Below are 26,094 nucleotides of genomic sequence, written 5' to 3' on the forward strand. Positions count from 1 at the left end.
GATGGTGACCTTTATGACGGCATTTGGCAGGACCTGACTTTGAGAGAAGCCCTGGAAATCGCCAACTCAAGGGATGAGATAAAAATCATCACTTATCCATCGGGAACCTATGCTATTGATATTATGAGTCCTCTTCCCATTTCATCTGAATTGTATCTTCTGGGACCCGATGGGGGACTGACCATCGAGGGTTTGTCGAATTCCCAGCACTTCATTGTGGATGACGGGAATCCGGCCGTGCCTCAGGATGTCTATCTCCAGAACCTCAATCTTGAAGGTGGCAGGAATGCTACAGCAGGGGGTGGATCGATTTTCAGCAGGGAAAATCTATTCATCTATGATTGTATTTTCACCAGCAATACGGCAGCCAAAGGTGGCGCAATCTATCAGGAGGGTGGACAGCTGGTCATTCAAAGTTCGATTTTTGATACAAATACAGGCAATCCCGGATCCGGAGGGGGTATTTATATTACCGACAGTCTCTTTAATGGCTTTAATCTGGTTTTTACATGGAACCAGTTCACATCTGCAGGAGCAGATGGAACATGCATTTTCCTCAATAATAGTGACAGCATCATCTCTTTTTCCACATTCGTTAAAAACTTTGCCATAGATTCTGCCACCATTTACAGTCAGAATTCTAATAATACTCTTATTGTAAACTCTGTTTTTGAATCGAATGCCTCGGCGCCGTCTTTTATGGATGTGGAAGTCACTTCCGGAATACTGAATTTAACAGGCTCCTGTGTCCAGAGTGTCAGTCCCTATGACAATGCTCCATTTTCTTCAGGAGTCTCCCCGGGATTCATCGATATTTTGACCGTGGATTTTCCTGAAGGTCCTGATGGTCTCTGGAAAACCTCGCTTGACACTCTTCATGCCGCCGATAATTCACGGCCCATGGTGGATATCGGGAATGAAAGTTATATACCCAAAGACTGGTTCGATGCCGATGGAGACGGGAACACAACAGAACCCTTTCCTTATGATATCAAAGGGAGTCCGCGGGTCCAGGGACTTGCCGTTGATGCGGGAGCCTACGAATCCTTTTAGTCCTTTTCGCATGGGTAACTTCTCTCTCACTTAAGGCTCATCCTCTTCCGGTTCTTGTTTATTAATGCTATTATAGCCCTCAAATTCCCCCTCTTCAGGAGAGATACAATGAGCAAGCTCTGGGCCAAAGATTATGATCTGAATACACTGATAGAAGAGTTCACCGTCGGCATCGACTACATCCTGGATCAGAAGCTCATCCCCTCGGACTGTGTTGCCAGTCTGGCCCATGCCACCATGCTCCAGTCCATCGGTATCCTCAGCCAGGACGAACTGAAATACCTCAAGAAGGGGCTCAATCAGATTCTGGATGAACATGCCAGAGGTGAATTCGAAATCAAGAGATCCGATGAAGACGGCCACACGGCCATCGAGAACCGCCTTGTTGAGCTTGCCGGTGATGCGGGAAAGAAGATACATACAGGACGGAGCCGGAACGATCAGGTGGTCACAGCCATCCGGGTCTATGCCCGTACAAGGGTTCTGGGCATCATCAAGGAAACGGGAGAGCTGGCCCGGGCCATTCTGGATCTGGCAGAACTCCATAAAGAGACTCCCATGCCGGGACGGACTCATATGCAGATTGCCATGCCCTCCTCGGTAGGGCTCTGGGCCGGCGGATTCGCGGAAGAGCTCATCGATTCGATTCGTCTCCTCTCTGCCGCCTGGGAAATCCTGGATCAGAACCCCCTGGGGGCTGCTGCAGGATACGGTGTTCCCCTTCCTCTGAACAGGGAGATGACCACAGAACTCATGGGCTTTTCCAGGGTTCAGAATAATGTTGTCTATGTGAATAACAGCCGGGGCAAGATGGAGTTGATGGTTCTGGATATTCTGGATCAGATCACTCTGACTCTGAGTAAAATGGCTCAGGACCTGATACTTTTTTCTCTCCCTGAATTCGGCTATTTCAGCCTGCCCGCCCAGTTGTGCACCGGTTCCAGCATCATGCCTCAGAAAAAGAATCCCGATGGTTTGGAACTGATGAGAGCCAAGGCCGGGACAGTCAGTGCCTGCGGGACACAGATCAGGAATATCCTGCGCTCTCTTCCCTCGGGGTATAACCGGGACTTTCAGGAAACCAAGGAGCCCTTTCTCAAGGGCTGTGATATCAGCTCTGTCTCTTTGAAGATGATGACCCTGACGTTCCGGGAACTTGAAGTGAACATTGACGGCCTCAAGGCCGGGTTTTCCAAGGACATTTATGCCACCGATGCGGCCCTGGATCTTGTGGCCTCCGGAATGAGTTTCAGGGATGCTTACAAAGAGGTGGGCCTTCATCTGGACAAGCTGGGCGACCAGGACCCGGACGAATCCATCCATTCCAGAACCTATACCGGTACGAGCGGAAAGCTCTGCCTGGACGAGGCCCTTCAGCGTCTGGAGGCACTGATGAACAGCGCCACAGAGAGGGAAGTGAAAATTGCTACAGCTCTGGAATCCCTGATGGGGCAGAGCCTGAATCTTCTGGTCAGATAACCCTCCCAGGTGTCTGGGAGAGAAAATCTTTACTGATCTGAGAGTTCCTGAATCTGGGTCAGCAGGTCCCGGAGCTTCTGCTGTTCTGACAGACTGTTTTCCAGTTCCTTTTCCAGCTCTATTCTCATCTTTTCCTGTTCTGTTTTCTTCTTTTCCAGAGCGGAGTTTTTGTTACGCAGATTCACTATATCACTCTGCAGGCTCATGCTGAAGTTCGTTGAATCCTGCAGTAGTTTCTTATTCTCCTGAGTATTCTCTTCAATCTTCCTGGAAAAACCGGAATTCAGATCAGAAATTTCTTTTTCAAATTGGGATTTGATTTCATCAATCTTTTCCGGCCGGGAGCTGGTCTTTTCCGCTTCCAGGCTTTCATTCAATCCCAGTGGGTTCATCTTCAGGACCAGGAGTGAACTTTTCAGATCCTGCAGCTTCACATTCATACTGCTGTCGCTAAATCCGCGTTTTCGGGCCAGTATCGTGAGATTCCCTTCGGCGGGGAAGAGACCGCTTAAGCGGCTCTGCCCGGTGAGTTTTCCATCCACAAAGATCTGTCCTCCCGGGGGGGCTGTCCTGATTTCCAGATACATCATGGTGGCTGGATCACGGTAGGGGAGGCCAGGGCCTTCTTCTTCAAAAATCCTCTTGTCTTCCTGGTTCAGTTCTTTTGCCTCAGGCAGGGGCAGGTCTTTGTTCCAACCCTGTAAATCCAGGCTGAAACCCGATGGTACAGTTTTCAGCAGTTTCTCTTCCTGGTTTCCTGATTTCTGGAGGACCACCACGTTTCCTTCCTGAACAGCCACTCTGCTGCCGCCGGAATAGATTTCCACCATGAATTCTGTGCCCTCAACCCGATAGATTTTCTCTTGTGCTATGACTTCAAGATTATCTGTTGCATCCAGGCGGTCAACCTTGTAGATCATTGAACCTGTTAAAAGCTCGGTTCGTATATCTGAATCCATAGGGCTGGATAGGAGTTTTTGAATTTTAACCAGAGTGTTGCTGCGGAGGCTCATGGTGGCCTTGCCGACAAAATGAACCTGACACCAGGATTCATCTACAACCTTGATGACATCCCCTTCCCTGAGGGCATCTCCGACATGGGGAGTGAGGATCAGTTCTTCTCTGATGATGAAAACATCACCGGATATTCTGGATATTATGGCATCACCCGGTTCTATAGGGATAAAACGCAGGGATTCTTCCAGACCTTCATTCCCGGCGGTCTTGAAGAATATGGAATAGCCGTAAAGGAGTCCTACCGCCAGCAGGAGGCCCGCCATGATCAGTAATAGGGATTTAACAAGGGATTTCATTGTGTCCTAACCATCCTGTATTTCACCGGCCAGAACTGATCTGACCAGGGTTGATAGATCTTCAGGTAGCTTGAGTGATATGGGATCAAATAAGCGGATAACCCGTTTTCGGCTGTACCGGCCATCGGCACTCATAATGGACTTTCTGTCAGATTCACTTCTTTGCCAGGTTAGACAGCGCTGAACAGATTTTTTATCATAACAGAGCTGGAAACCTGTAATCCTATCTCCCGAAGCATCATACCAGACGATCAGATCCGTATTTTCATCTACAAACCATCGCCGGTAATCCTCTCCGGGAACCTGCCGGACCTTTTCAATTTCTACCAGCATGGTTCCTCCTGTTCAGGCTTTCTAGTTGTATATTCTCAGAGCCTGAGCAATATTTAGACAATAATCTCCAATCTGATCAATGTGCCGGACAATATCAAGATACAGCAATTCTCCTTTAATGTCCGCACCGCTCTTCAGGTTCTTCCGCACCTCTTTTTTCAGGCTCTTCTTGAAAGACTCCATTTTGCTTTCCATCTCATAGGCTTCTTTCAGGGTTTCCTTACTCATATGCAAATTGACCCGGGACTTGATGAAGAAAAGGAACTTTTGAACCAGAGTTATGACGGGGATCAGCTCCTCAGCGGCTTTGTCATGCATGGGAATGTCTTTCTTGAAACGCCGCTCTGCCAGGAGTATCAGGCTATAGCAGCTGTCTCCAATGCTCTCCAGCTCATTGACGATTCTCATCATGGAACTGACATTGTTGCGCCCGTTCTGATTCAGGCTGTCTCCGAAACAGGCAATCAGAAATTTTGTAATTTCTTCCTGCATCTGATCGCTGTAATCTTCCAGTTCCTTGACTTCCTTGACCCGGGCACCCATCTTCTTCTTTGGATTTTTGAAGACTTCCGTGTAGATATTAAACATGTCTTCAATCACTTTTGTCATATGAGAGACTTCTTTCTGTGCTTCAATAATATTGATCTCGGGAACATTCTGAATGGTTGAATCAATGTAGGTCAGTTTGTATTTTCCCAGCCCTGCTTCCACTTCTCCGGCGGGAATCATCCTTTCAACCATCCTGGCGATTTGAGGTACAAATCCAATGAAAATCAGGGTGTTCAGAATATTGAAGAGGGTGTGGAACATGGCAAGGTTCATGGTGATCTCGTCTCCTGGAACGATCGATCTGACCATGACTATAAAGGGTTTGAACATCAGGGCGACCACAAGGACACCGGCACAGTTAAAAAGGATATGGACCAGTGCTGCTCTTTTAGCATTCACATTGGTACCGATTGAGGCCAGAAAGGCATCGATGGTGGTTCCGACGTTGGAACCCATCACCATGGCGGCCGCGGCTTCCAGGGGTATGAGTCCATTGTAGGCCATGGTCAATGTGATGGCCATGGAGGCGCTGGAGGAGTGGACAATGATGGTGACCAGAGCACCGGCTATAATAAAGATAATGAGCGAGAGGGCGCCTCGGCCTGTGTATTGAGACAGGAAGGAGACCATCTGATCATCCAGTTTGGGCATGTAATTCTTCAAAAAGGAGAGTCCCAGGAAGAGGATACCAAAACCAATCAGGAACTCTCCCCAGTCATTTCGTTTAGCTGACTTGGAAAAGTACAGGGGCAGGCCCAATCCGATAATGGGGAGGGCCATGGTGCTGATTTTGAATTTGAATCCCAGGAGGGAGACGATCCATCCCGTGACTGTTGTTCCTATGTTGGCTCCCATGATGACACCGATGGACTGGGTCAGGGTCAGGAGTCCTGCATTGACAAAACTGACGACCATAACAGTTGTCGCTGAAGAAGACTGGACAATCGCGGTGATCAGGAATCCTGTGAGAACCGCCGCAAAACGATTGGAAGTAATATGATTCAGAACACTCTGAAGCCCGTCTCCCGCAGCTTTCTGAATCCCTTCGCTCATCACTTTCATTCCGAAGAGAAAGACTCCCAGTGCACCAATAATCTGCATGATGTTCAAGACTAATGTCATATTTTTAAAACTCCTGTATTTACTTTATGTAAAGATAGATGGTTCTTTTTTTGAATTGGGAAATAACTGAATCCCTCGGGGGTGAATCAGACGAGTCAGTTTAATCGGGGGAAGCAGACATTTGCAATAGAATTTTCCGGCTTTTAAACTTATATTTAACATTTCCCCGATGAAAGTCTTATTTTGAGATATTTTGTCTGTTTCTCCTTATGGAAAAGAACAGAAGACCAGCTAAGGTTAGAAAGTAGGGGAAGCTGAGAATCAGGCTGGGGGGCAGACCCAGAAATCCCTGGGCTCTGTTGGCCCCCCATTCGGCCAGAGCAAAAAAGAGACAGGCCAGGGCTATACCCGGAATTTTCCTGTATCCCAGGTAGATGGCAACAAGAGCAATCCAGCCTTTTCCGGCAGACATGCCGGGTACAAACACTCCCAGGCGGAGAGATAAAGCCGCTCCAGAAAGTCCGCAAAGAATCCCTGACAGGAGTAGCATGTTTTTTTTGACTCTCAAGGGGGATATTCCCCGGCTGATCAGGAGATCGGGATGATCACCGCAGGATCGGATGATCAAGCCCTGCCTTGTTCTGTAAAATAGGATCATCAGCACCAGAATGGTCGCCAGAGCCGCCCAGACAAACATATCGAGTCCTGCAGGCCGGGGAAGAGAGCCGATCTGCAGGGGTCTGATAATCCCCTGATTCCCATAGAGCTTCTGTGTTATCGATGCGATGAGGGCCGGGACCAGAATATTGATGCCCAGGCCGCATATAAAGGGATTCCCCTTGAGAGTGAAACTGCTGAAATTGAATACTGCCGCCACCAGGATTCCCGCCAGAAGAGCCGCCAGAATTCCCAGGACAGGACTGCCGCTCAGGCCTCCCACCAGAAGGGCCGTGAAGGCGCCGCTCAGAATCATCCCCTCCAGAGCGATATTCAAAATACCCGCTCTTTCGGTTAACAATCCGCCCAGGGCGGCTAGAATCAGAGGGGAGGCACTGCTTAGAATATTCAGTATCATCCCAGATCTCCCTTTCCTACAACCCTGCGGAGTCTCAGGACCTGTGAGGAGATCAGGAGAAAGAGTATGCCCTGAATGATGGCGCCCAGCTCAAGGGTCAAATCGGACTGAAGCACGGCAATTTTGGCTCCCTGGCTGATCCAGGCAAAGAAAAGAGCCGCCGGTACGATGGCAGGGATTTTATTCCCGGCGATCAAGGCTACGGCTATGCCATTCCATCCCAGTCCGGAGGTCAGTCCCTGTATTCCTGCATAATAGGTCCCTGTCAGAACCAGTGACCCTGCGAGTCCATGAAGGGCCCCGCTGATGGTCAACGGGATGGTTTCATAAATTCCCGTATTCAGACCGCCAAAGCGGGCGAAACTGCTGCTGCTCCCTGTCATCTGCAATTCATAACCTGCCCGGGTATGATTCACTATATAATAAGAAGTAGGGAGCAGGACAAGGGGGAGGAGAAAGCTCAGATTGAAGGGGCTGGGAGGCAGGATGGAATTCAGTCTGAATTTTTCAGCTAGAGCTGCCGTTGTCATAAGATAGCTGGACGGGTCGCTCAAGGGACCCGTGATCAGATAATCAATCACCTTGGTGACCCCTGCAGAGAGTAGAAATGTGCTGATAAGATCATCCACCTTCCAGATGGCCTTCATCAGTCCCGAAATCAGCGCCATCATGGCCCCTCCGATCATGCCGCAGAGAGTGATGATCAGGATGCCGGGGATTCCCGGAAGGTCCGGGAAGTATCTGGCTGCCAGGACGGAGCATAAGGCCCCCATATAAAGCTGACCTTCTCCTCCGAGGTTGAAGGAACCGGCCCTGAAGGCCACAGTGATCCCCAGACCTGTCAGGCTCAGAAGAACAAGCATATTCAGCATTTCTCCCAGATAGAGAGGGTTGCTGAGAACTGCCGGGATGAAGTAATAGAGGGTTTCCAGGGGGGATGCGCTGAAGATGAAAATAACCGTTCCTGCCGCTAGGAGGCAAAGGATCAAAACCATGGCGGTGGGTGGTATTCTGATTTTTTTCATACTCTGTCGGCTCCGGTCATTCTTTCTCCTACAAAGGTTCTGTTCCATTCTTCTTCATTCCTTGATATCTCGCTGAGAACTCCCCCCGTCAAAACGCAGGCTCTGTCGCTCAAAAGAAGCATCTCATCCAGATCTGTTGTCAGCAGCAGGACCGCTGTTCCCTCATCCTTTGCCTGGAACAGCTGATCATGAAGGGCTTCCCTGCTTTTGAAATCAAGTCCCCAGCTGGGTTCGGAAACAATAAGAAGGCGAGGAGAGCCTCCCAATTCCCGGGCCACTATCATCTTCTGAATATTGCCTCCCGAGAGAGTTCTTACCTGTTGATCCGCCAGACCTTTTATTTTATGGATACGGATATATTCCTTCGCCCAAAGGAGGAGTTTTTTCCGGTAACTGCTTAACCCGCCGGAGATTTCCCGTTTGAGGACCGATAGGTTCTCGGCCAGTGTTGAATTTGGATCGGCTCCCCTTTGGAGACGGTCTGCCGGGATATAGGAGATGCCCCAGCGCCTCAGCTTATAGGGGCTGAGAGGTATTCTGTTCCGGCCATTGATTAATATCAGTCCCGTTGAGGGCTGGACCATTCCGCTCAGGAGGTCTTCCAGATGGGTCAGACCGTTTTCCCGGATTCCACTGATTCCAAGAATTTCTCCTGCATCAAGATGAAGAGATATGTTTTTCAGCCGTTTGGTACCCAACTCGGTCACATCAACATCCATGAGTTCCAAAACGGTTTTACCCCGGTCTTCTCTCCCCGGTGATTTTCGAAGAACAGTTTCCCCCGGTTTTGATTCGCCGATCATCAGGCGTGAGATTTCGGAGGCATTGAAGTCTTTCTTGTTCACCACCGCCATGAGCTGTCCCTTACTCAGGATGGCCAGTCTATCGGCCGTGATGATGGCTTCATGGATTTTGTGGGTTATAAAGAGGATGGTTTTTCCTTCTTCTTTGAACTGTTTCATCAAGGCAAAGAGTTTATCTCTCTGTTTATCCGAAAGACTGGCTGTCGGTTCATCCAGAATGATGAGGGATTTCTGTTTCCATAAGGCACGGATCAGTTCGGCTCTCTGGATTTGAGGCGCCGTCAAGTCCATCCCCTTCATGTCCAGATCCAGGGGAAGGTCATAGCGTTCCTGAATCTCAGAAATATCCCTTCTGAGGGACTTTGGATTAAAGATGGGATTTAAATGGCACCCGCCTTGTTCCAGGATGATATTTTCAAAGACTGAAAGGTTCCCGGCCAGAAGAGGCTTCTGATGAATCATTCCGGTGAATTCTCTTCTGGCCCGGGGAGTTGACCCTGACGGAACGGTCATCCTTCCCTCGCTTGGAATCAGGAATCCCGAGAGCAGGAACATCAGGGTCGACTTCCCGGCTCCGTTCTCTCCCATAAGAGCCAGGATCTCCCCTTTGTATGCCTGAAGGCTGATGTCCCGGCAGGCAAGAATACCGTTTTCTGAAAACCGATGAGTAATTTTATCTATGGTAAGAACCGGTTCTTGGCTTTTTGACAAGGGAATCCTTTCTCCTTTGCAGTCGTTGAGAGCTTATCGGAAGAGGAGGGTCCCTTTTCTGAGTTTAGTATGCTCTTGCGTCATAGTATCCCGCAGTACCTGGGGGACATATTCAATATACAGTGGATCGTCGTCGATAAAGTCAATATAGCCTTCCATCACTCCTGCATATACAGAGGACCCCGGTTCCAGTTTTCCTTCAAGAGCCAGGAGGGTCTGTTCATAGGCTGCCCTGTCTTCCTTGATAATACCGCTTCCCAGTACCACTCCAGGTTCGATGCTGTATCCGTTGGTATCGTACCAGAGGACATAATGGCCTTTCTCTTTTGCCGCACTGACAACGCCCTGGTTGGCTCCGCCTGCAATGGTCAGGATAATATCGACCCCATCGTCATACATGCTGGTCGCCAGGTCGGATGCCTTGGCGGCATCATACCAGTTTCCAATCACACGGAAATCCAGTTCGGCGTCTCCCCCTGCGGCAGCCTTTAGACCCTGAGTAAAACCGGGTTTGATTTTCTGCATCATTTCAGGATACTCCTGTCCAGCAATAAGGCCCACTTTCAGTTCCCGGTTGGCTCCACTCAGCTCATCCGATCTAGTTGCCAGTCCGGCAAAATATCCCAGAAGGTAGGACAGTTCCAGATGGCTGAAAAGAAATGTGGATACTGTATCATTCTCAATGCTGCTTCCTTCGAGGATCAAAAAATTCTGATGGGGGTATACTTTTTTTATCTCACGACAGATTTCAGGCATTGACGGGTTGGATGTGATAATCAGGTCATATTTTTTTTCAGAAGCCAGAGCCAGTACCTGGGATTTCCATTCGGCCTGATTGAATCCGCCTTCAATGGTTTTGACTGGAATATCTTTTGTTGCGGCTGCTTTTCGAACACCTGCATCCATCATTTCGTAGGTCGGGCTTCCAGAGAGCACTCCCGGGACAAACACGGCCAGAGACGAAACTGCAGGGGAGGAAGAGGACTGGACCTTCTTTTGGGGGGTACAGGAACTCATCAAAATCAGTATCAGGGCCATCATCATCACTATATTATGTTTTTTATTATGATAAATCATTTCATACTCCTTGGTCCGGGGAACTTTTAAATCGGATGTTGTTTCATACTTTAATGATCCTATACGTGTATTATAGGGACCTTCACCCGGATTGAGCAAATTATGGTGCAATCATCTGTGCTGGTAAACCCCATTTCGAGACTGAATCTCCTCTGAATCTAGGGAAAGCGAATATTGACCCCTCATGATGGGACATGATATCTTTTCAGCGAAGTTCACAACAATTAAGGATAACAGATGAGTTTTTCCAAACCAACGTCTCTTGGGGTGATCGCCTGCCCGGGAGGAGAGCAATTTGCAGATGAAATTACCTCCCATTTGAAGAAGATTTACAGGACAAGGTTCGAAAATAAAGTCAGCTATATTTCCCGTCTTTATAATATAGATAGAGTGGAGGTAAGCAAACAGTCCAACTTTGCGGATGATGTGATTTCTCATCGGGTTACCGCAGTGGGTGATGCAAGTAATTACAGGAGTCCTTCATTCAAAATACCATGCAAAGTGACAAAATTTGCCAATGGGGAAGTGAAGGCAGAGATTCTCCGTTCCATCAGGGGAGCGGATGTCTACATTGTTCAGGATATGGCCAACAATACGCCTATTCGCTTCGCCGGTTCTGACGAAAAAAGTGTCTGCTCCATCAACGATCACCTGATGAGTCTGTACGTGACAATTGATGCCGCCATGCAGTCGGGGGCCAGGCGGGTCAGTCTTGTACTCCCGACCTATCCTTACAGCAGACAGCATAAATCAAAAGGCCGTGAAGGTCTGACGGCTTCTACCCTGGGGCGGATGTTTGAAAGTATGGGTGTAGAGAGAATCATAACCCTGGATATTCATTCTAAGGAAATATCCCATTGTTTTCATAAACTTTCTCTCGAAAACCTCCATGCTTCCTATCAAATTCTGCGTCAGCTGAGCGGCAAGATCAACATGTTGGAAGAAGATCTGGTTGTCGTTTCCCCTGATACGGGTGCCATTGAACGCAATAAGTTCTATGCCAACTCACTGAAAAAGCCACTGGCTCTCCTTTATAAAGAGAGAGACTATTCCAAGCTCACCAGGAGCGCTGCCGACTCCAATATTACCTCAGCCCGTCTTTTAGGGGATGTGGTAGGAAAGACAGTCTTTATGGCAGACGATATGCTGGGGACCGGAGGGACCCTGATCAAGGCCATGAAACTGATCAAAGAACTGGGTGCCAAGAAAATAATCTGTTCTGTGTCTCTTCCCATGTTTTCAGGTTCTGCAGTGGAGCATTTTGATGAAGCCTATAAAGCAGGCTATTTCGATTATATTGTGGGTACCAATGCGGTCACTTTACCGGAAGAGATCCTGTCCAAGGAGTGGTTTTTTTCAGCCAGCGTCTCCAATCTTTTTGCACGGTCCATTTCCAGGGTTCATCATAACCGTTCTGTTTCTCCTCTGCTGGATAACAGCAAGATGATTCAGAGGATGCTGAAGAAAAAGTAGTTTTCCCATGTAGAGGTAATCATTGATACTGGCAGTTGATATCGGAACATCCTCGATGAAGGGTGGACTTATAACCGAGGAAGGTTTTCTTTTCTCTTTTCACCGGGTCGGCTTTTCTGCGGACTCCCTCAAGGGAAACTTCTCATTCCCCCCCGAACTATGGAGTCAGGGATTTCTGGAAATCCTGGAAACCCTGGGAGCTTCCCGGGTCAGTGCTGTCGCCATCAGTGGAAATGGTCCGACCCTGGTTCCCGCCGAATTGAATGGCAAACCCCTGTCTCCGGCCCTGATGTGGAACGATGACTACGGGACAAGTTCTCTGATCAGTGATTCCTACTATCTTCCTAAAATCCACTGGCTTCGTGAAAATGAGCCCGCATTGTATAAAAGAGCGGATCTGTTCCTGTCCTGCCCTGAAATTCTGTATACCCAATTGACGGGCAAGTCTGTCATGGTTTCGCCCCAAAAGGGCTATATCCCCTATATCTGGTCCGATTCAGAGCTGGATAAACATCAGTTCAGAAAATCGGCATTTCCCGATCTTGTACCCATGGGGTCCGTTGTCGCTCCTGTTTCGGCGACAGCCCTCCTTAAAACCAGCCTGAAGGCCGGCACTCCTGTTATTGCCTGTGGTTCTGATTTTATTGTGTCCCTCATAGGTTCGGGAGCCATACAGCCGGGACGCATCTGTGACAGGGCCGGAACCTCGGAAGGCATCAACTACTGCGCCACTCATGCCTGCGGTGACAGCCGGGTGCGGGAGTTGCCCCATGCCCTGGAGGGCCTCGTGAATGTTTCGGCCATCCTCTCCTCAACAGGCAGCCTGTTTGAATGGTACCGTCAGCTTACTGGGCAGGAAAAGTATAATTATAAAGAAACTATGGATGGAGTGAATGCCATTCCCGCCAGTCAGGATCATCCTTTCTTCTTCCCCAGTATGAAAGGGGAGAATCTTTGGGAGTTTTCAAATGGCATGTTTGCGGGTCTGGATCCGGGGCAGGGCAAATTTGAATTGGGACGTTCTGTGATGGAAGCCATCGGTTTTGCAGTCAGACGGAGTCTTGAAATCTTTGAAGAGCTTGATCTTCCGGTGAAAGAACTACGGGTGGCCGGGGGGCAGGCCAAGAGTCCTGTCTGGAATCAGATGAAGGCGGATATTACTGGAAAAACCGTGTTGATTCCTGAAGTTGAAGATGCCGAATTATTAGGTTCCGCCTGTCTTGCCTCATGCGCCCTGGGGCGGTATAAAAACATAAGGGAAGCGTCGGAAGACCTGGTTAAGATAAAACGTGAAATCTACCCTAGAAAGGATTTTTCAGAAATCTACGACAGAAAATATACCCGCTACAGAAGAGCCTGTGAAAGTGTTGTCTCTTTTTATCAGGAATATCCAGGAAAAGAATAAAATTATTCAGTGTAGAGATATATTTGGAACTTATATTTATCTGCTATTTTTTCTTTAAAAGAGTTGACAAAGGAAAAGCATTTTGGTAGTTTACATGAGCAATTCGCAGCATGCCTCTGTAGCTCAGTCGGTAGAGTACGACCATGGTAAGGTTGGGGTCACCGGTTCAAATCCGGTCGGAGGCTTTATTCATTTCTACAAGAGACAGTATGTGAGCCTGTTGATTCAGTAATGCACGGGAGATTTTAATAATGGCAAAAGCAAAGAAAGGGGCAGTAGAACTGATTGCCCTTCAGTGTACGACTTGCAAGAGAAGAAATTATACCACTACAAAAAACAGAAGAAATATCCAGGGAAAGTTGGAACTGAAAAAATATTGTAAATGGTGTAAGGTGTCTACTGATCACAAAGAGACCAAAATTAAATAAGTTTTTTATTCAGGCCAGTAGCTCCAATGGCTAGAGCGCCGGTCTCCAAAACCGGATGTTGTAGGTTCGAGTCCTACCTGGCCTGTTTTTTAATTTTTTTTCTGATTAGACTGACCTCCGACCTAGTGTCGGAGTTTGTTTGTCTAAAGAGGCAGAGTGAATTCATCTGTCTACAATCATCGGGAGCTTGTTATGAATAAAGTTAAGGCTTTTGTTTTAGTAAGTTATGGAGAGCTTAAAAAGGTAGTTTGGCCAGGTAGGGAATCAGTCACCGCTTCAACAAAAGTTGTGCTTGTTTCTACTGCGTTGTTCGCCATCTTTTTTGGTCTGGTTGATTTTGTCCTTATGAAAGGGCTTTTCTTTATTTTCTAATGCCCCCAGCGGCAAGGATGTATAATGGCAAAGGGATGGTACGTGCTTCATACCTACTCGGGGTATGAAAATAAAGTGGAAAAGTATATCCGCCTCTATATGGAAGACGGATCTCTTTCCGGTGCAGTGCTTGATGTAAAAGTACCTGCCGAAGATGTTGTGGAAGTACGCAACGGTAAGAAACGCACTGTGTCTAAAAAATTCCTGCCAGGTTACGTCCTCATTGAGATGGACCTTCCTGATCGCGGGTGGAAAAATGTTTGTACTCAAATAAAGAAGATTCAAAGCGTTGTCGGTTTTGTCGGTTACGCTTCCGGTTCCAAGCCGCAGCCTATCAGTCATGATGAGGCTAAATCTATATTGCAGAAAACAGGTGCTATTAAAGCAGAGCGCCGTTATCAGTCCAAGCAGGATTTTGCGATAGGTGAGGAAGTTCGGGTTGTAGAAGGACCCTTTGAATCTTTTTCCGGAAACATCGAAGAGGTGCATCAGGAAAAAGGTAAGCTGAGAGTTCTGGTCGGAATCTTCGGCAGGAGTACTCCTGTTGAGGTTGACTTCTCTCAGGTTGAAAAGATCTAAGAACGGCGGTTGGCGCTGTTTGTAAATAGATGGGAGTCCTTTCTTTTGGAAGGATGTTAATACCACAAGGAGATATAAATGGCCAAGAAAAAGGTAACAGCTTATATTAAGCTCCAGGTGCCTGCGGGTAAAGCAACCCCGGCGCCTCCTGTAGGTCCGGCCCTCGGTCCTCATGGTGTTCCTGCTCCTCAGTTTGTTCAGCAGTTTAATGAACGGACTCAGAATTACGAGCCGGGACTCACAATTCCTGTAGTTATTACAGTATTCGGTGACAGAACATTTACTTTTGTTATCAAGACCCCTCCAGCAGCGGTTCTTTTGAAAAAAGCTGCGAAATTGGATAAGGGATCTGCTGAACCTCACAAGGTTAAGGTTGCTACTGTGACCCGTGCTCAGGTTCAGGAGATAGCTAAAACCAAGATGGAAGACTTGAGTGCTAATGACATGGATGCTGCGATTAGCATCATTTCAGGAACCGCCCGTTCAATGGGCATAAAGGTGGAGGGCTAAGGCTGGTGAAAAAAGGTAAAAATTATATAGCCGCTGCAGCTAAAGTCGAAGAAGGCAGAATCTATGATTGCAACGAAGCGATTGAACTTGTAAGAGAAGTTGCTTATGCAAAATTTGATGAAACCGTCGAATGCTCTGTTAAGCTCAATATTAAAAAGAATCACTCTGTCCGTGATACCGTCAGTCTTCCTCATCAGTTTACAGCTGAAAAAAAGATTCTCGTGTTTGCCAAGGGTGATAAGGCGAAGGAAGCATTGGATGCCGGTGCTACCTATGTTGGTGATGATGACCTTGTTGCCAAGATTAAAGACGGATGGCTTGACTTTGATGTCTGTGTCGCGACTCCCGATATGATGAGGGAGGTCGGTAAGCTCGGTCCTGTTCTCGGTCGTCGAGGCTTGATGCCGAACCCCAAGACCCGGACTGTTACCATGGATATAAAAGGTGCTCTTGCCGAATTGAAGCAGGGACGTGTTGAATATCGTGCAGACAAAACTGGTGTTGTTCACCTTGCTGTTGGAAAAGTCTCTATGGGCGCTTCCAGTATCAGGGAAAATGTCGATGTTTTTCTGGGAGACCTTAGGAAGAAGAGACCTACTGATGTAAAAGGTGATTTTGTAAAATCCATTGCTCTGTCTTCTACCATGGGACCTGGTGTTAAAATAGCGGTCAAGGAGTAAGAGATGGCAGATAAAAAAATACAGCAGAGTAAAATCGACGCCGTTAAAGCTCTGAAAGAGCAATTTGACGGCGTAAATAGCTTCTTCTTTACTGATTACAGGGGTTTGACTGTAGAACAGGTTACAATCCTGAGAGCTAAGCTGCGGGAGCAGGATGCTGAGTATCATGTAATCAAGAACAATCTGGCCAAAATTGCCATGCAGGACCTTGGAAAAGATGGTCTTAATGATTTGCTGGTTGGACCTACTGCGGTAGCTCTGGCCCATGATGAGGCCGGGCCTGTTGCCAAGACAATACTTGATTTTGGTAAAAAAACGACAGTGACCATGAAAGGCGGTTTTCTGGATGGCGCTTTCTTCGATGAAGCTGCTGTTGTGGCTTTTTCAAAGCTGCCTACCCGTACAGAGCTTATTGCCAAGTTGATGGCAACAATGCAGGCTCCTGTTCAGAACGTGGCATTTGTCCTCAATGGTGTTACTACAAAGCTGGTTAGAACCCTGGCAGCCGTTGCAGAACAGAAAGGAACAGAATAAGTTATCCCCTTATAGGGATCTTATGATATTGCGGCGTTAGTCTTCTGGTAGTTGTTATTGCTATCGCTGCAGAAAAAAATTAAATTACAAGGAGAAGATAATATGACAACTGAAGAAATTCTGGACGCAATTGCAAGCATGTCTGTTATGGAAGTTTCCGAGCTGGTTAAGGCTATGGAAGAGAAATTTGGAGTTACAGCCGCTGCACCCGTTGCCGCTGCTGCTGGACCCGCCGCTGCTGCTGAAGTAGTAGAAGAGCAGTCCGAATTTGACGTAATCCTTAAGGGATTTGCTGACGGTAAGAAAATTGGCGTTATCAAAGAAGTTAGAGCGATTACAGGTCTTGGTTTGAAAGAAGCTAAAGAACTGGTTGAGGGCGCTGATAGTGTCGTTAAAGAAGCCATTTCTAAAGAAGATGCTGCCAAGATTAAAGAACAGCTGGAAGGTGCCGGCGCAACTATTGAAATTAAATAATTCCAATAGCTGTATATAGAGTTGATTCTTTCTCATTTGACCACAAGAGTTTATTTTCTCTTGTGGTTAAGTGCATATCAGGGGGTTTTGAGTGTTTGAAAGGGAAAAGTTAGAAAGCCGGAGCTATATCGGTAACAGATATGAAGAAGTTATAGATCTGCCTGGATTGATTGATATTCAGCTTTCCTCGTATGAAAAGTTTCTACAGACCAATGCCCTGCGGGGTGATAATACCATGGCCAGCCAGGGATTGGAAGAAGTTTTTCAGGCTACATTCCCCATTGAGAGCGCCAATGGAGAGTTGGTTCTCGATTATGACTATTATAAGCTGGATTATAATGGTGTAAAAATGACCGAAGCCGAGTGCAAGAAAAAAGGTCTGTCTTATGCTGTTCCTATTAAGGCTCGTATCAATCTGATTTTCCAGTCAACCGGAGAAATCAGACAAAAAGAAATTTACATGGGCGATATTCCTCTCATGACTGATAGAGGAACCTTTATTATTAATGGCGCCGAAAGGGTTGTCGTTTCACAGATTCACCGGTCTCCGGGTGTTATCTTCTCAGTTGAAAAGGGTCTTTATTCTTCGCGAATTATCCCCTATCGTGGATCATGGCTTGAGTTTGAAATTGATCCCAAAAAAGAGCTGGTTTTTACCAAAATAGATAGAAAGAAAAGAATTCTCGGTTCTCTGTTCCTCAGAGCTTTGGGGCTGGATACTCGAGAAAAAATCATAGATCAATTTTACAAAATTAAAAAAGTAAAAGTAAATAACAAGAGAGACGGGGATAAGTCTCTTGTCGGTATGGTTTTTGGACGCGCCGTTTATACAGAAATTGAGGGTGTTAAGAAGAAAATCTACAGAGCCGGTGAAAAAATCCATCCTCATGATACTGACGAACTCGTTCATTCCAAGATCAAGACGGTTGAAGTGATTGACTTTAAACATCCTGAATCCCTGAATTCTTCCTTGATTCTCAATTGTTTTGAAAGAGAAGAAGCTAAATATAATCAGGACGATCCTGATCAGGATGAACCAACAAAAGAAGATGCTTTGTCTTCTATATACTCCGTGCTGATGCCCGGAGAGCCTATCACCGTTGACAGTGCCGAGAAAGATCTTATTTCCATGTTTTTCTCCAGCAGACGATATGATCTGGGGCGCGTCGGTCGCTACAAGCTGAATAAAAAATTCGATTATGAAAATCCCGAGGACGTTCATGTCCTGACACGTGAGGATGTCGTTAATACGATGGGTTTTCTGATTAAGGTTTATGACGGAGATGCTTCGATCGACGATATCGATCACCTTGGGAACAGAAGAATCCGTTCCGTTGGTGAGCTTCTGTCCAATTCTCTCAAGACAGCTTTTTCCAGAATGGAAAGGATTGCCAAGGAGAGGATGTCCCTCAAAGAAGTCGAATCTCTGAAACCTCAGGATCTTGTGTCCATCAAGCCCATCGTGGCGGCGGTTAAAGAGTTTTTTGGTTCGTCTCAGCTGTCTCAGTTTATGGATCAGGTCAACCCTCTTTCAGAGTTGACTCATAAAAGAAGGCTTAACGCACTGGGGCCCGGAGGTCTTTCAAGAGATAGAGCCGGTTTTGAAGTTAGAGATGTACATTACACTCACTACGGACGGATGTGTCCTATAGAAACCCCTGAAGGTCCGAATATCGGTTTAATTGTATCTCTGGCAAACTTTACCAGAGTCAATGACTACGGATTTCTGGAGACTCCCTTTAGGAGAGTTGTTGACGGACGGGTTACCAGGGATGTTGAATATCTGTCTGCCATGGATGAAGAGAAATACTTCATTGCTCAGGCCAGTGCTGCCCTGGATAAGGATGGCGGATTCGTTGAAGAGATGATTGCCGTTAGAAAATCAGGTGATTATACAATCAAAAATCATAGTGACATCAAATATATGGATGTTTCTCCCCGGCAGATTATTTCTACCGCAGCTTCATTGATCCCCTTCCTGGAACATGATGATGCGAACCGTGCTCTTATGGGTTGTAACATGCAGCGTCAGGCTGTACCTCTACTTTTTCCTGAGGCTCCACTTGTTGGAACCGGGATGGAGAAAAAGGCAGCCTATGACTCAGGCGTGTGCATTAAAGCTAAAAAAAACGGTGAAGTTATTAAAGTAACCTCCCAGGAAGTCATTATTAAACCGGATGATGCGGAGAGCGAAGTCAACGATCTCTATCCCATGGTTAAGTATCAGAGGACCAACCAGGATACCTGTTTTAATCAAAAACCCATTGTCAAACTGGGTGAAAAGGTTAAGGCCGGAGATGTCCTGGCAGACGGACCCTCCACGAAAAATGGAGAGCTCTCTCTGGGTAGAAACCTGCTGGTTGGATTTGTTCCCTGGAACGGTTACAACTATGAGGATGCTGTACTTATCTCTGAGAAAGTTGTCAAAGATGATTATTACACCTCTATCCATATCAAAGAGTTTGTGACTGAAGTTCGGGAAACCAAACTTGGTCCGGAAAAACTGACAAGGGATATTCCAAATACTTCAGAAAAAGCTCTTGAACAGCTTGATGAAGAAGGTATCATCCGTGTGGGTGCCAAGGTTAAGTCCAGCTATATCCTGGTTGGAAAGGTGACTCCCAAGTCGGAAACAGAAACAACACCAGAATTCAAATTGCTTAACTCCATTTTTGGAGAAAAGGCAAAAGAAGTTAGAGATACTTCCCTGAAGCTTCCTCATGGTGTGGAAGGAACTGTTATTGACATTCAGCGCCTCAAGCGCTCCGAGGGTGATGATCTTTCTCCCGGTGTTGATGAAGTCGTCAAGGTTCTTATCGCCACCAAGCGAAAACTTAAGGAAGGGGATAAGATGGCAGGTCGTCATGGTAACAAGGGTGTAATCGCCCGTGTTCTTCCAGAAGAAGATATGCCCTATATGGAAGATGGAACTCCTTTGGAAGTCTGTCTGAATCCCCTTGGTGTGCCTTCCCGTATGAATATTGGTCAGATCATGGAAACTATGCTTGGTATGGCGGGAGCCAGATTGGGGAAAATGTATGAAACAGCCGTATTTAATTCCGCTTCTACTGAAGAGATCTCAGCAGAACTGGTAAAATCGGGTGTTACAGCGTCAGCCAAGATTAAGCTGTATGACGGATATACCGGAGAGCCCTTTGAGAATGATGTATTTGTCGGATACATGTATTATCTGAAACTGCATCACCTTGTCGATGACAAGATGCATGCCCGTTCTACCGGTCCTTACTCGCTGGTAACACAGCAGCCTCTGGGTGGTAAGGCTCAGTTTGGTGGACAGAGACTGGGAGAAATGGAAGTTTGGGCTCTTGAAGCCTATGGAGCTGCCAATACTCTTCAGGAACTCATGACCATCAAGTCAGATGATATGAATGGAAGGGCGAAGATTTATGAAAGCATTGTTAAGGGTGATGCGAGTACTGCAGCCGGTATTCCCGAATCCTTTAACGTTCTCGTACAGGAATTGCGTGGACTGGCCCTGGATGTCAGAATCTATGACACCAAGGGCAAACAGATCCCTTTCACAGAACGTGATGAGGAACTGATAAACAGACAGGGAAGCCGGTTCTAGGCAGAAGGGGACTTTAAGTGAAAGAAATACAAGATTTTGACAGTCTGATGATAAAGTTGGCATCTCCGGAACAGATCAGAGCCTGGTCTTATGGAGAGGTCAAAAAGCCCGAAACTATCAATTACAGAACCCTTCGTCCAGAAAAAGACGGTCTGTTTTGTGAACGTATTTTCGGTACTACGAAAGAGTGGGAATGTTATTGCGGTAAATTCAAATCCATCCGTTACAAGGGTGTTATTTGTGACCGCTGTGGTGTTGAAGTTACTCATTTCAAGGTCCGGCGTGAACGCATGGGTCATATTGAACTGGCTTCTCCCGTTTCGCATATCTGGTACTACCGATCAGTTCCTTCTCGAATGGGCCTGCTTCTGGATTTGTCCATAGCAGCACTCCGTTCCATCCTCTACTATGAAAAATATGTGGTGGTTGAAGCGGGCGATACAGACCTCAAGAAGATGCAGCTCCTTTCTGAAGAGGAGTTTATGGAGGCTCAAGACCGTTACGGTATGTCCTTTACTGCCGGAATCGGTGCCGAAGCCGTCCGAAGTCTTCTTGAAGGAATGGATCTGGATGCCCTCTCTGTAGAGCTCCGTGCAAAAATGGTCGAAAAAGGACCAAAGGCCGATAAGAGACTCCTGAAAAGGATTGAAATTGTTGAGAACTTCCGGGATTCGGGAAACAGATCTGAATGGATGATTCTGGATGTCATACCGGTAATACCCCCCGAACTGAGACCCATGGTTCAGTTGGACGGAGGCCGTTTTGCTACTTCTGACCTGAATGATCTCTACAGAAGAGTCATCAATAGAAATAACCGTCTTAAAAGACTGATGGCATTGAACGCACCTGATATCATCATCCGGAATGAAAAACGGATGCTCCAGGAAGCTGTAGATGCCCTTTTTGACAACTCCAAAAAGAAGAAAGTAGTCAAGGGTGCCTCTAACAGGCCCCTCAAGTCTCTCTCTGATCTTCTCAAAGGAAAGCAGGGACGTTTCAGACAGAACCTCCTCGGAAAACGTGTCGACTATTCAGGTCGTTCCGTTATTGTTGTAGGACCTAATCTGAAACTGCACCAGTGTGGTCTTCCTTCTAAGATGGCTCTAGAGCTTTATAAGCCTTTCATCATGAAGAAATTGGTAGACAAGGATATCGTCTATAACATCAAGAAAGCCAAAACTCTTGTTGAGCAGGAAACTCCTGAAGTCTGGGCCGTTCTGGATGAAGTTGTTAAAGAACATCCTGTCCTTTTGAACCGTGCTCCTACGCTTCACAGATTAGGAATACAGGCTTTTGAACCGGTTCTGGTAGAAGGAAAAGCCATTCGACTGCATCCTCTTGTCTGTCATGCTTTTAATGCGGACTTTGACGGTGACCAGATGGCTGTTCACGTTCCTCTGACCCATGCGGCTCAGATCGAGTGCTGGACCCTCATGCTTTCAGACACAAATCTTATGAACCCCGCCAACGGCCAGCCCGTTGTATTCCCCTCGCAGGACATGGTTCTGGGGCTGTATCACCTGACCAAGAACAGGCCCGGTGCCAAGGGTGAAGGACGATACTTCTCCTGTGCAGAAGAAGTCATTATGGCTCTTGACTCCCGGTCTGTGGCTTATCAGGCGATGATCAAAGTTCGTCTGGATGGTGAGTTTGTTGAAACAACACCGGGAAGGGTTATCTTTAATGAACTTCTTCCAAAGAAGGTGCTCTTTGTCAATCAGACACTTGGTGATAAACAGATCAGAACACTGATCGAAAAAACCCATGAAATACATGGGGCTTTCACCACTGTTTTGATGCTGGATATCATTAAAGATACGGGCTACAAATATGCAACAAAATTCGGTGCTTCAATTGGAATGGATGATATTATTATCCCCGAAAACAAGAAAGAGCTGATTGATGCAGCCAATGAGGAAGTCCTGAAAATCCAGAACCAGTACCTTTCCGGACATATTACTCAGGAAGAACGGTATAACCGTGTTGTTGAGGTCTGGAGTAAGACCAATGAAGAATTAACCAACGTAATGATGGATAACCTGAAGAAAGATCAGGGTGGTTTTAATAACGTATTTATGATGGCCGACTCGGGAGCGAGAGGTTCCAGAAATCAGATTAGACAGCTGGCCGGTATGCGTGGTTTGATGGCAAAACCTTCGGGAGACATCATCGAACTGCCTATCCGTTCAAACTTTAAAGAAGGCCTGTCGGTCATCGAGTTTTTTATCTCGACAAACGGTGCCCGGAAGGGACTGGCCGACACCGCTCTTAAGACGGCGGATGCAGGTTACCTGACCAGACGTCTCGTAGACATCGCTCAGGACATGGTTGTCAATGAAGAAGACTGCGGTACCATCAACGGTATTGAAACCCATGCTCTTAAAGACGGTGAAGAAATCGTTGAATCTCTAGCTGACAGAATCCAGGGACGTTTTACTCTTGAACGAGTGAAGCACCCTATCACAGGTGAAGTCATCATTGATGTTAATGAAGAGATTACTGATGAAATTGCCCGTGCCGTTGAAGAAGTCGGAGTTGAAAACGTAAAGGTCAGAACCGTTTTGACCTGTGAGGCTAAACATGGTGTCTGTCGTAAGTGCTATGGCCGGGACCTTTCTACAAAGAAAACTGTGAATATAGGTGAGGCTGTCGGTATCATTGCGGCACAGTCTATCGGACAACCCGGTACGCAGCTGACAATGAGAACCTTCCATGTTGGTGGTACTGCAAGTACCATTGCCGAGGATAACAGAGTCTCCCTGCGCTACCCTGTTCTTGTTCGAGAGATCAACGGTACACATGTCGATATGGATAACGGTACCAAACTCTTTACCAGAAGAGGTTCCCTCTTTGTTGCCAAGGTTCTTGACTCGTTTGACTTGAAAAAAGATGTTGAAGTTCTTGTTGAGGATGGACAGAAGGTTATTAAGGGCGAAGTGATTCTCAAGGTGAAGGGCGAAGAAGTTTTCGCGAATGAAATTGCATTTATCGCCATAGTCGGAAAGCATCTGCTCTTGGTGGCTCAGGATCAGAAGTTGGTCATCAGAAATGGTTCTACAGTGCAGGTCGTTGTTGGACAGGTTGTTCCGGCAGAAGATGCATTAGCCTACTTCGACCCCTTTAGTGATCCGATTATTGCCGAGCAGGATGGAAAAATCCGTTTTGAAGATATCATTATCGGTACCACTCTAAGAGAAGAAGTAAACGAAGATACTGGAAACATTGAAAAGAAAATTACAGATTTTTCTCTCGAGTCCCTCCAGCCCCGTATTCTTATGATCGGTCCCGATGGAGAGGAAGTTGGAAGTTATTATATCCCGGGAAATGCCTATCTGAACGTCGAAGACGGCCTGGAAGTCAAGGCTGGACGCACCCTGGCTAAGATGCTGAAAGAATCTACAAAAACTCAGGATATTACCGGGGGACTTCCCAGGGTTGGTGAACTTTTCGAAGCCAGAAAACCCAAAGAAGCCACGGTTATGTCCGGAATTAACGGTAAAGTTCGATTTGACGGAATAGTCAAGGGTAAACGTGTCCTCACAGTGGTTGATCCTTATGACAACGAGTATAAACATCTGGTCCCTATGGGTAAGCACCTTCTCGTTAGAGACGGTGACCTGGTAGAAGCAGGAGAGTCTCTGTGTGAAGGGGCAAAAGACCCGCATGATATACTGGATCTTTTGGGGGAAAATGCACTGCAGCAGTTCCTTGTAGATGAAGTCCAGGAAGTTTACAGAATGCAGGGTGTTAATATTAATGATAAACATATTGGTGTTATCATTCGTCAGATGATGAGAAAAATTGAGATTATCGATGTTGGTGATACTCATTTTATCTATGGACAGCAGATTGATAAGTACAACTTCCGCAGGGAGAATGAACGAGTCAAAAGAGAAGGGGGGGAATCTTCAGTTGCCAAACCCCTGCTCCTTGGTATCACCAGAGCCTCTCTGAATATTGACTCCTGGATATCTGCTGCGTCATTTCAGGAAACGACAAGAGTGCTGACCAATGCAGCCATTGCCGGACAGGTTGACCATTTAAGAGGCCTGAAAGAGAATGTTGTTATAGGACATATCATTCCTGCCGGTACTGGAATGAAGAAGTACAGAAATATGAAGTTGTTTAATAAGGATAGTCAGGACCTGGATTCCCATGTTCAGATGATTCTTGAAAACAGGAAGAAAGAGCAGGAGCTCGCCAGTTTGAATCGTGAGCCTTTTGATGAATCTTACGATGAGAAAGCCGAATCTTAAATAGTCTTTGGCCCGGTGTTGTCGTTACTGAGCAGCTCACTTGCAATTTGCAAGCTTCGCTGCTCAGTGCCTAAACACTGAACCAAATCCTTATTTAAGTTGATTCTTATGAGAAATATGGTAGAAATACCACAGTTTTTACCGGAGAGATTATGCTGGTCTTTCCGATATAATTTTTTTGAAAATGCGAAGTGTATCGCTTTTTTGGGAAAATTCCATATATATCTAAATTATGCTTGACTCTAAGTTTTAGAATTGTTAGAGTCCCTATGCATTTAATTCAATTTGTTAACGGGAGAATGTAGTATAAATGCCTACAATAAATCAATTAGTCAGAAATGGACGGAAGTCTTTAATTAAAAAGACCAAAGCCCCCGCCCTTCAGGCTTGTCCTCAGAAAAGAGGAGTTTGTACAAGGGTTATGACCATAACACCTAAGAAACCTAACTCAGCGCTTCGAAAAGTTGCCAGGGTTCGTTTGACCAATGGTATTGAAGTGACTGCTTATATTCCTGGTATTGGTCACAATCTCCAGGAACACTCTGTGGTTGTTCTACGTGGTGGAAAGGTGAAAGACCTTCCCGGTGTACGGTATAGAATTATTCGTGGTACTAAAGATACTCTTGGTGTGGATGGTAGAAGAAAGTCCAGATCTAAGTATGGTACCAAGCGACCAAAGGCGTGAGGTAGGAAATTATGGCAAGAAGACGTGAGGCGCCGGTTAGACCGGTAATGCCCGATTCAAAATATAACAATACAACCTTAGAAAAATTTATCAAGAGAATGATGGTTGATGGTAAAAAATCTACCAGTGCTGCCTGTATTTATGGAGCTTTGGGTATTGTTAAAGAAAAGGGTAGTGAAGATGAGCTGCAGGCATTTTTGAAAGCGCTCGAAAATATTAGACCTGCTGTCGAAGTAAAATCAAGACGTGTTGGTGGATCTACTTATCAGGTTCCTGTTGAAATCAGGGACTCCAGAAGAGATGCACTTGCTATGAGATGGTTGATCGCTGCAGCAAGAAAAAGAAGTGGTAGAAGCATGAGTGAAAAACTCAGTGCTGAAATCATGGATGCATCTAATTCTACCGGTACTGCCTTTAAGAAGAAGGAAGATACTCATAGAATGGCTGAGGCAAATAAGGCATTCTCCCACTATAAGTGGTGAGTTTGTGATACTAGGTTTACTGCTGTTGGCAGTAAGCCCCTCGACGGAATGCCTTCCGTTTGTTTAAATTGAAGGCCGCTACTGTGACAGAGGTTTTGTGCGATAATCAGCGTTTGAGCTGCTTGTCTTCCTGTGATCTAAACCGTT

21 protein-coding genes, 2 tRNA genes and 1 pseudogene are annotated in these 26,094 nt (G+C 46.5%); 17 read left to right on the forward strand and 7 right to left on the reverse strand.

Annotated elements, in window-relative coordinates; translation table 11 throughout:
* Together PF479_RS17060 and argH are read left to right on the forward strand one after the other, a co-directional pair.
* A pseudogene (locus PF479_RS17060) lies at positions 1-1,053 on the forward strand (hypothetical protein); the annotation flags it as partial.
* Positions 1,054-1,161: 108 nt separating this feature from the next.
* On the forward strand, positions 1,162-2,532 hold the full coding sequence (argH, locus tag PF479_RS17065) for an argininosuccinate lyase (protein WP_298009094.1): 1,371 nt from the start codon (positions 1,162-1,164) through the stop codon (positions 2,530-2,532).
* Positions 2,533-2,561: 29 nt separating this feature from the next.
* Here argH and PF479_RS17070 read toward each other — a convergent pair whose 3' ends face one another.
* The 7 genes from PF479_RS17070 to PF479_RS17100 form a co-directional block, all read right to left on the reverse strand.
* Positions 2,562-3,845: a FecR domain-containing protein gene (locus PF479_RS17070; RefSeq protein ID WP_298009097.1), complete on the reverse strand. Its 1,284-nt coding sequence runs from the start codon at positions 3,843-3,845 to the stop codon at positions 2,562-2,564.
* 6 nt (positions 3,846-3,851) lie between these two features.
* Positions 3,852-4,178, reverse strand: coding sequence for a hypothetical protein (locus tag PF479_RS17075; RefSeq protein WP_298009100.1), 327 nt, complete (start codon positions 4,176-4,178; stop codon positions 3,852-3,854).
* A 21-nt stretch (positions 4,179-4,199) separates the two neighbouring features.
* A complete protein-coding gene (locus tag PF479_RS17080) occupies positions 4,200-5,849 on the reverse strand; it encodes a Na/Pi cotransporter family protein (protein WP_298009105.1) in 1,650 nt (549 codons plus the stop codon).
* Positions 5,850-6,027: 178 nt separating this feature from the next.
* The gene (locus PF479_RS17085; protein WP_298009109.1) at positions 6,028-6,864 is read right to left on the reverse strand and encodes an ABC transporter permease; all 837 of its coding nucleotides are present in this window, start codon (positions 6,862-6,864) and stop codon (positions 6,028-6,030) included.
* Positions 6,861-7,889: an ABC transporter permease gene (locus PF479_RS17090; protein WP_298009112.1), complete on the reverse strand. Its 1,029-nt coding sequence runs from the start codon at positions 7,887-7,889 to the stop codon at positions 6,861-6,863. Before PF479_RS17090 ends, PF479_RS17085 begins: the two co-directional genes overlap by 4 nt.
* The gene (locus tag PF479_RS17095) at positions 7,886-9,403 is read right to left on the reverse strand and encodes an ABC transporter ATP-binding protein (protein ID WP_298009114.1); all 1,518 of its coding nucleotides are present in this window, start codon (positions 9,401-9,403) and stop codon (positions 7,886-7,888) included. Before PF479_RS17095 ends, PF479_RS17090 begins: the two co-directional genes overlap by 4 nt.
* A gap of 33 nt (positions 9,404-9,436) precedes the next feature.
* A complete protein-coding gene (locus PF479_RS17100) occupies positions 9,437-10,480 on the reverse strand; it encodes a BMP family ABC transporter substrate-binding protein (protein ID WP_298009117.1) in 1,044 nt (347 codons plus the stop codon).
* Positions 10,481-10,717: 237 nt separating this feature from the next.
* On the opposite strand from PF479_RS17100, the gene prs reads away from it, so the two are divergent.
* The 15 genes from prs (at position 10,718) to rpsG (ending at position 25,947) form a co-directional block, all read left to right on the forward strand.
* Positions 10,718-11,953, forward strand: a complete 1,236-nt coding sequence (gene prs, locus PF479_RS17105; RefSeq protein WP_298009120.1) for a ribose-phosphate diphosphokinase — start codon at positions 10,718-10,720, stop codon at positions 11,951-11,953.
* A gap of 22 nt (positions 11,954-11,975) precedes the next feature.
* On the forward strand, positions 11,976-13,358 hold the full coding sequence (locus tag PF479_RS17110; protein ID WP_298009123.1) for an FGGY-family carbohydrate kinase: 1,383 nt from the start codon (positions 11,976-11,978) through the stop codon (positions 13,356-13,358).
* A gap of 112 nt (positions 13,359-13,470) precedes the next feature.
* A tRNA-Thr gene (locus PF479_RS17115) sits at positions 13,471-13,543 on the forward strand.
* 66 nt (positions 13,544-13,609) lie between these two features.
* On the forward strand, positions 13,610-13,786 hold the full coding sequence (gene rpmG, locus PF479_RS17120; RefSeq protein WP_298009126.1) for a 50S ribosomal protein L33: 177 nt from the start codon (positions 13,610-13,612) through the stop codon (positions 13,784-13,786).
* A gap of 11 nt (positions 13,787-13,797) precedes the next feature.
* Positions 13,798-13,871, forward strand: a tRNA-Trp gene (locus tag PF479_RS17125).
* Positions 13,872-13,978: 107 nt separating this feature from the next.
* Complete coding sequence (gene secE / locus PF479_RS17130) at positions 13,979-14,158, forward strand: preprotein translocase subunit SecE (protein WP_298009130.1); 180 nt, start codon at positions 13,979-13,981, stop codon at positions 14,156-14,158.
* 24 nt (positions 14,159-14,182) lie between these two features.
* On the forward strand, positions 14,183-14,737 hold the full coding sequence (gene nusG / locus PF479_RS17135; RefSeq protein WP_298009133.1) for a transcription termination/antitermination protein NusG: 555 nt from the start codon (positions 14,183-14,185) through the stop codon (positions 14,735-14,737).
* A gap of 78 nt (positions 14,738-14,815) precedes the next feature.
* Positions 14,816-15,247, forward strand: a complete 432-nt coding sequence (gene rplK, locus PF479_RS17140; protein WP_298009136.1) for a 50S ribosomal protein L11 — start codon at positions 14,816-14,818, stop codon at positions 15,245-15,247.
* A 5-nt stretch (positions 15,248-15,252) separates the two neighbouring features.
* On the forward strand, positions 15,253-15,927 hold the full coding sequence (gene rplA, locus PF479_RS17145; RefSeq protein ID WP_298009138.1) for a 50S ribosomal protein L1: 675 nt from the start codon (positions 15,253-15,255) through the stop codon (positions 15,925-15,927).
* A gap of 3 nt (positions 15,928-15,930) precedes the next feature.
* Positions 15,931-16,461: a 50S ribosomal protein L10 gene (rplJ, locus tag PF479_RS17150; protein ID WP_298009141.1), complete on the forward strand. Its 531-nt coding sequence runs from the start codon at positions 15,931-15,933 to the stop codon at positions 16,459-16,461.
* 102 nt (positions 16,462-16,563) lie between these two features.
* Positions 16,564-16,935: a 50S ribosomal protein L7/L12 gene (gene rplL, locus PF479_RS17155; RefSeq protein ID WP_298009144.1), complete on the forward strand. Its 372-nt coding sequence runs from the start codon at positions 16,564-16,566 to the stop codon at positions 16,933-16,935.
* A gap of 91 nt (positions 16,936-17,026) precedes the next feature.
* Positions 17,027-20,524 carry a DNA-directed RNA polymerase subunit beta gene (gene rpoB, locus PF479_RS17160; RefSeq protein WP_298009147.1) on the forward strand — a complete coding sequence of 1,166 codons (3,498 nt, stop codon included), beginning with the start codon at positions 17,027-17,029 and terminating at the stop codon, positions 20,522-20,524.
* Between the two features lie 17 nt (positions 20,525-20,541).
* The gene (gene rpoC, locus PF479_RS17165; RefSeq protein WP_298009150.1) at positions 20,542-24,780 is read left to right on the forward strand and encodes a DNA-directed RNA polymerase subunit beta'; all 4,239 of its coding nucleotides are present in this window, start codon (positions 20,542-20,544) and stop codon (positions 24,778-24,780) included.
* A gap of 310 nt (positions 24,781-25,090) precedes the next feature.
* Entirely contained in the window at positions 25,091-25,465 is a 375-nt protein-coding gene (rpsL, locus tag PF479_RS17170; protein ID WP_298009153.1) for a 30S ribosomal protein S12, read from the forward strand.
* Positions 25,466-25,476: 11 nt separating this feature from the next.
* On the forward strand, positions 25,477-25,947 hold the full coding sequence (rpsG, locus tag PF479_RS17175) for a 30S ribosomal protein S7 (RefSeq protein ID WP_298009155.1): 471 nt from the start codon (positions 25,477-25,479) through the stop codon (positions 25,945-25,947).
* Positions 25,948-26,094: the final 147 nt, after the last annotated feature.

The organism is Oceanispirochaeta sp. (genome assembly GCF_027859075.1).
In the GTDB taxonomy this organism is placed as follows: Bacteria; Spirochaetota; Spirochaetia; order DSM-2461; family DSM-2461; genus Oceanispirochaeta.

What these genes read in the sequence shown, in the direction of transcription:
- argH (WP_298009094.1), top strand. Translation starts at nt 1,162, where the DNA reads ATGAGCAAGCTCTGGGCCAAAGATTATGATCTGAATACACTGATAGAA.
- PF479_RS17070 (WP_298009097.1), bottom strand. Translation starts at nt 3,845, where the DNA reads ATGAAATCCCTTGTTAAATCCCTATTACTGATCATGGCGGGCCTCCTG.
- PF479_RS17075 (WP_298009100.1), bottom strand. Translation starts at nt 4,178, where the DNA reads ATGCTGGTAGAAATTGAAAAGGTCCGGCAGGTTCCCGGAGAGGATTAC.
- PF479_RS17080 (WP_298009105.1), bottom strand. Translation starts at nt 5,849, where the DNA reads ATGACATTAGTCTTGAACATCATGCAGATTATTGGTGCACTGGGAGTC.
- PF479_RS17085 (WP_298009109.1), bottom strand. Translation starts at nt 6,864, where the DNA reads ATGATACTGAATATTCTAAGCAGTGCCTCCCCTCTGATTCTAGCCGCC.
- PF479_RS17090 (WP_298009112.1), bottom strand. Translation starts at nt 7,889, where the DNA reads ATGAAAAAAATCAGAATACCACCCACCGCCATGGTTTTGATCCTTTGC.
- PF479_RS17100 (WP_298009117.1), bottom strand. Translation starts at nt 10,480, where the DNA reads ATGATTTATCATAATAAAAAACATAATATAGTGATGATGATGGCCCTG.
- prs (WP_298009120.1), top strand. Translation starts at nt 10,718, where the DNA reads ATGAGTTTTTCCAAACCAACGTCTCTTGGGGTGATCGCCTGCCCGGGA.
- rpmG (WP_298009126.1), top strand. Translation starts at nt 13,610, where the DNA reads ATGGCAAAAGCAAAGAAAGGGGCAGTAGAACTGATTGCCCTTCAGTGT.
- secE (WP_298009130.1), top strand. Translation starts at nt 13,979, where the DNA reads ATGAATAAAGTTAAGGCTTTTGTTTTAGTAAGTTATGGAGAGCTTAAA.
- nusG (WP_298009133.1), top strand. Translation starts at nt 14,183, where the DNA reads ATGGCAAAGGGATGGTACGTGCTTCATACCTACTCGGGGTATGAAAAT.
- rplK (WP_298009136.1), top strand. Translation starts at nt 14,816, where the DNA reads ATGGCCAAGAAAAAGGTAACAGCTTATATTAAGCTCCAGGTGCCTGCG.
- rplJ (WP_298009141.1), top strand. Translation starts at nt 15,931, where the DNA reads ATGGCAGATAAAAAAATACAGCAGAGTAAAATCGACGCCGTTAAAGCT.
- rplL (WP_298009144.1), top strand. Translation starts at nt 16,564, where the DNA reads ATGACAACTGAAGAAATTCTGGACGCAATTGCAAGCATGTCTGTTATG.
- rpsL (WP_298009153.1), top strand. Translation starts at nt 25,091, where the DNA reads ATGCCTACAATAAATCAATTAGTCAGAAATGGACGGAAGTCTTTAATT.
- rpsG (WP_298009155.1), top strand. Translation starts at nt 25,477, where the DNA reads ATGGCAAGAAGACGTGAGGCGCCGGTTAGACCGGTAATGCCCGATTCA.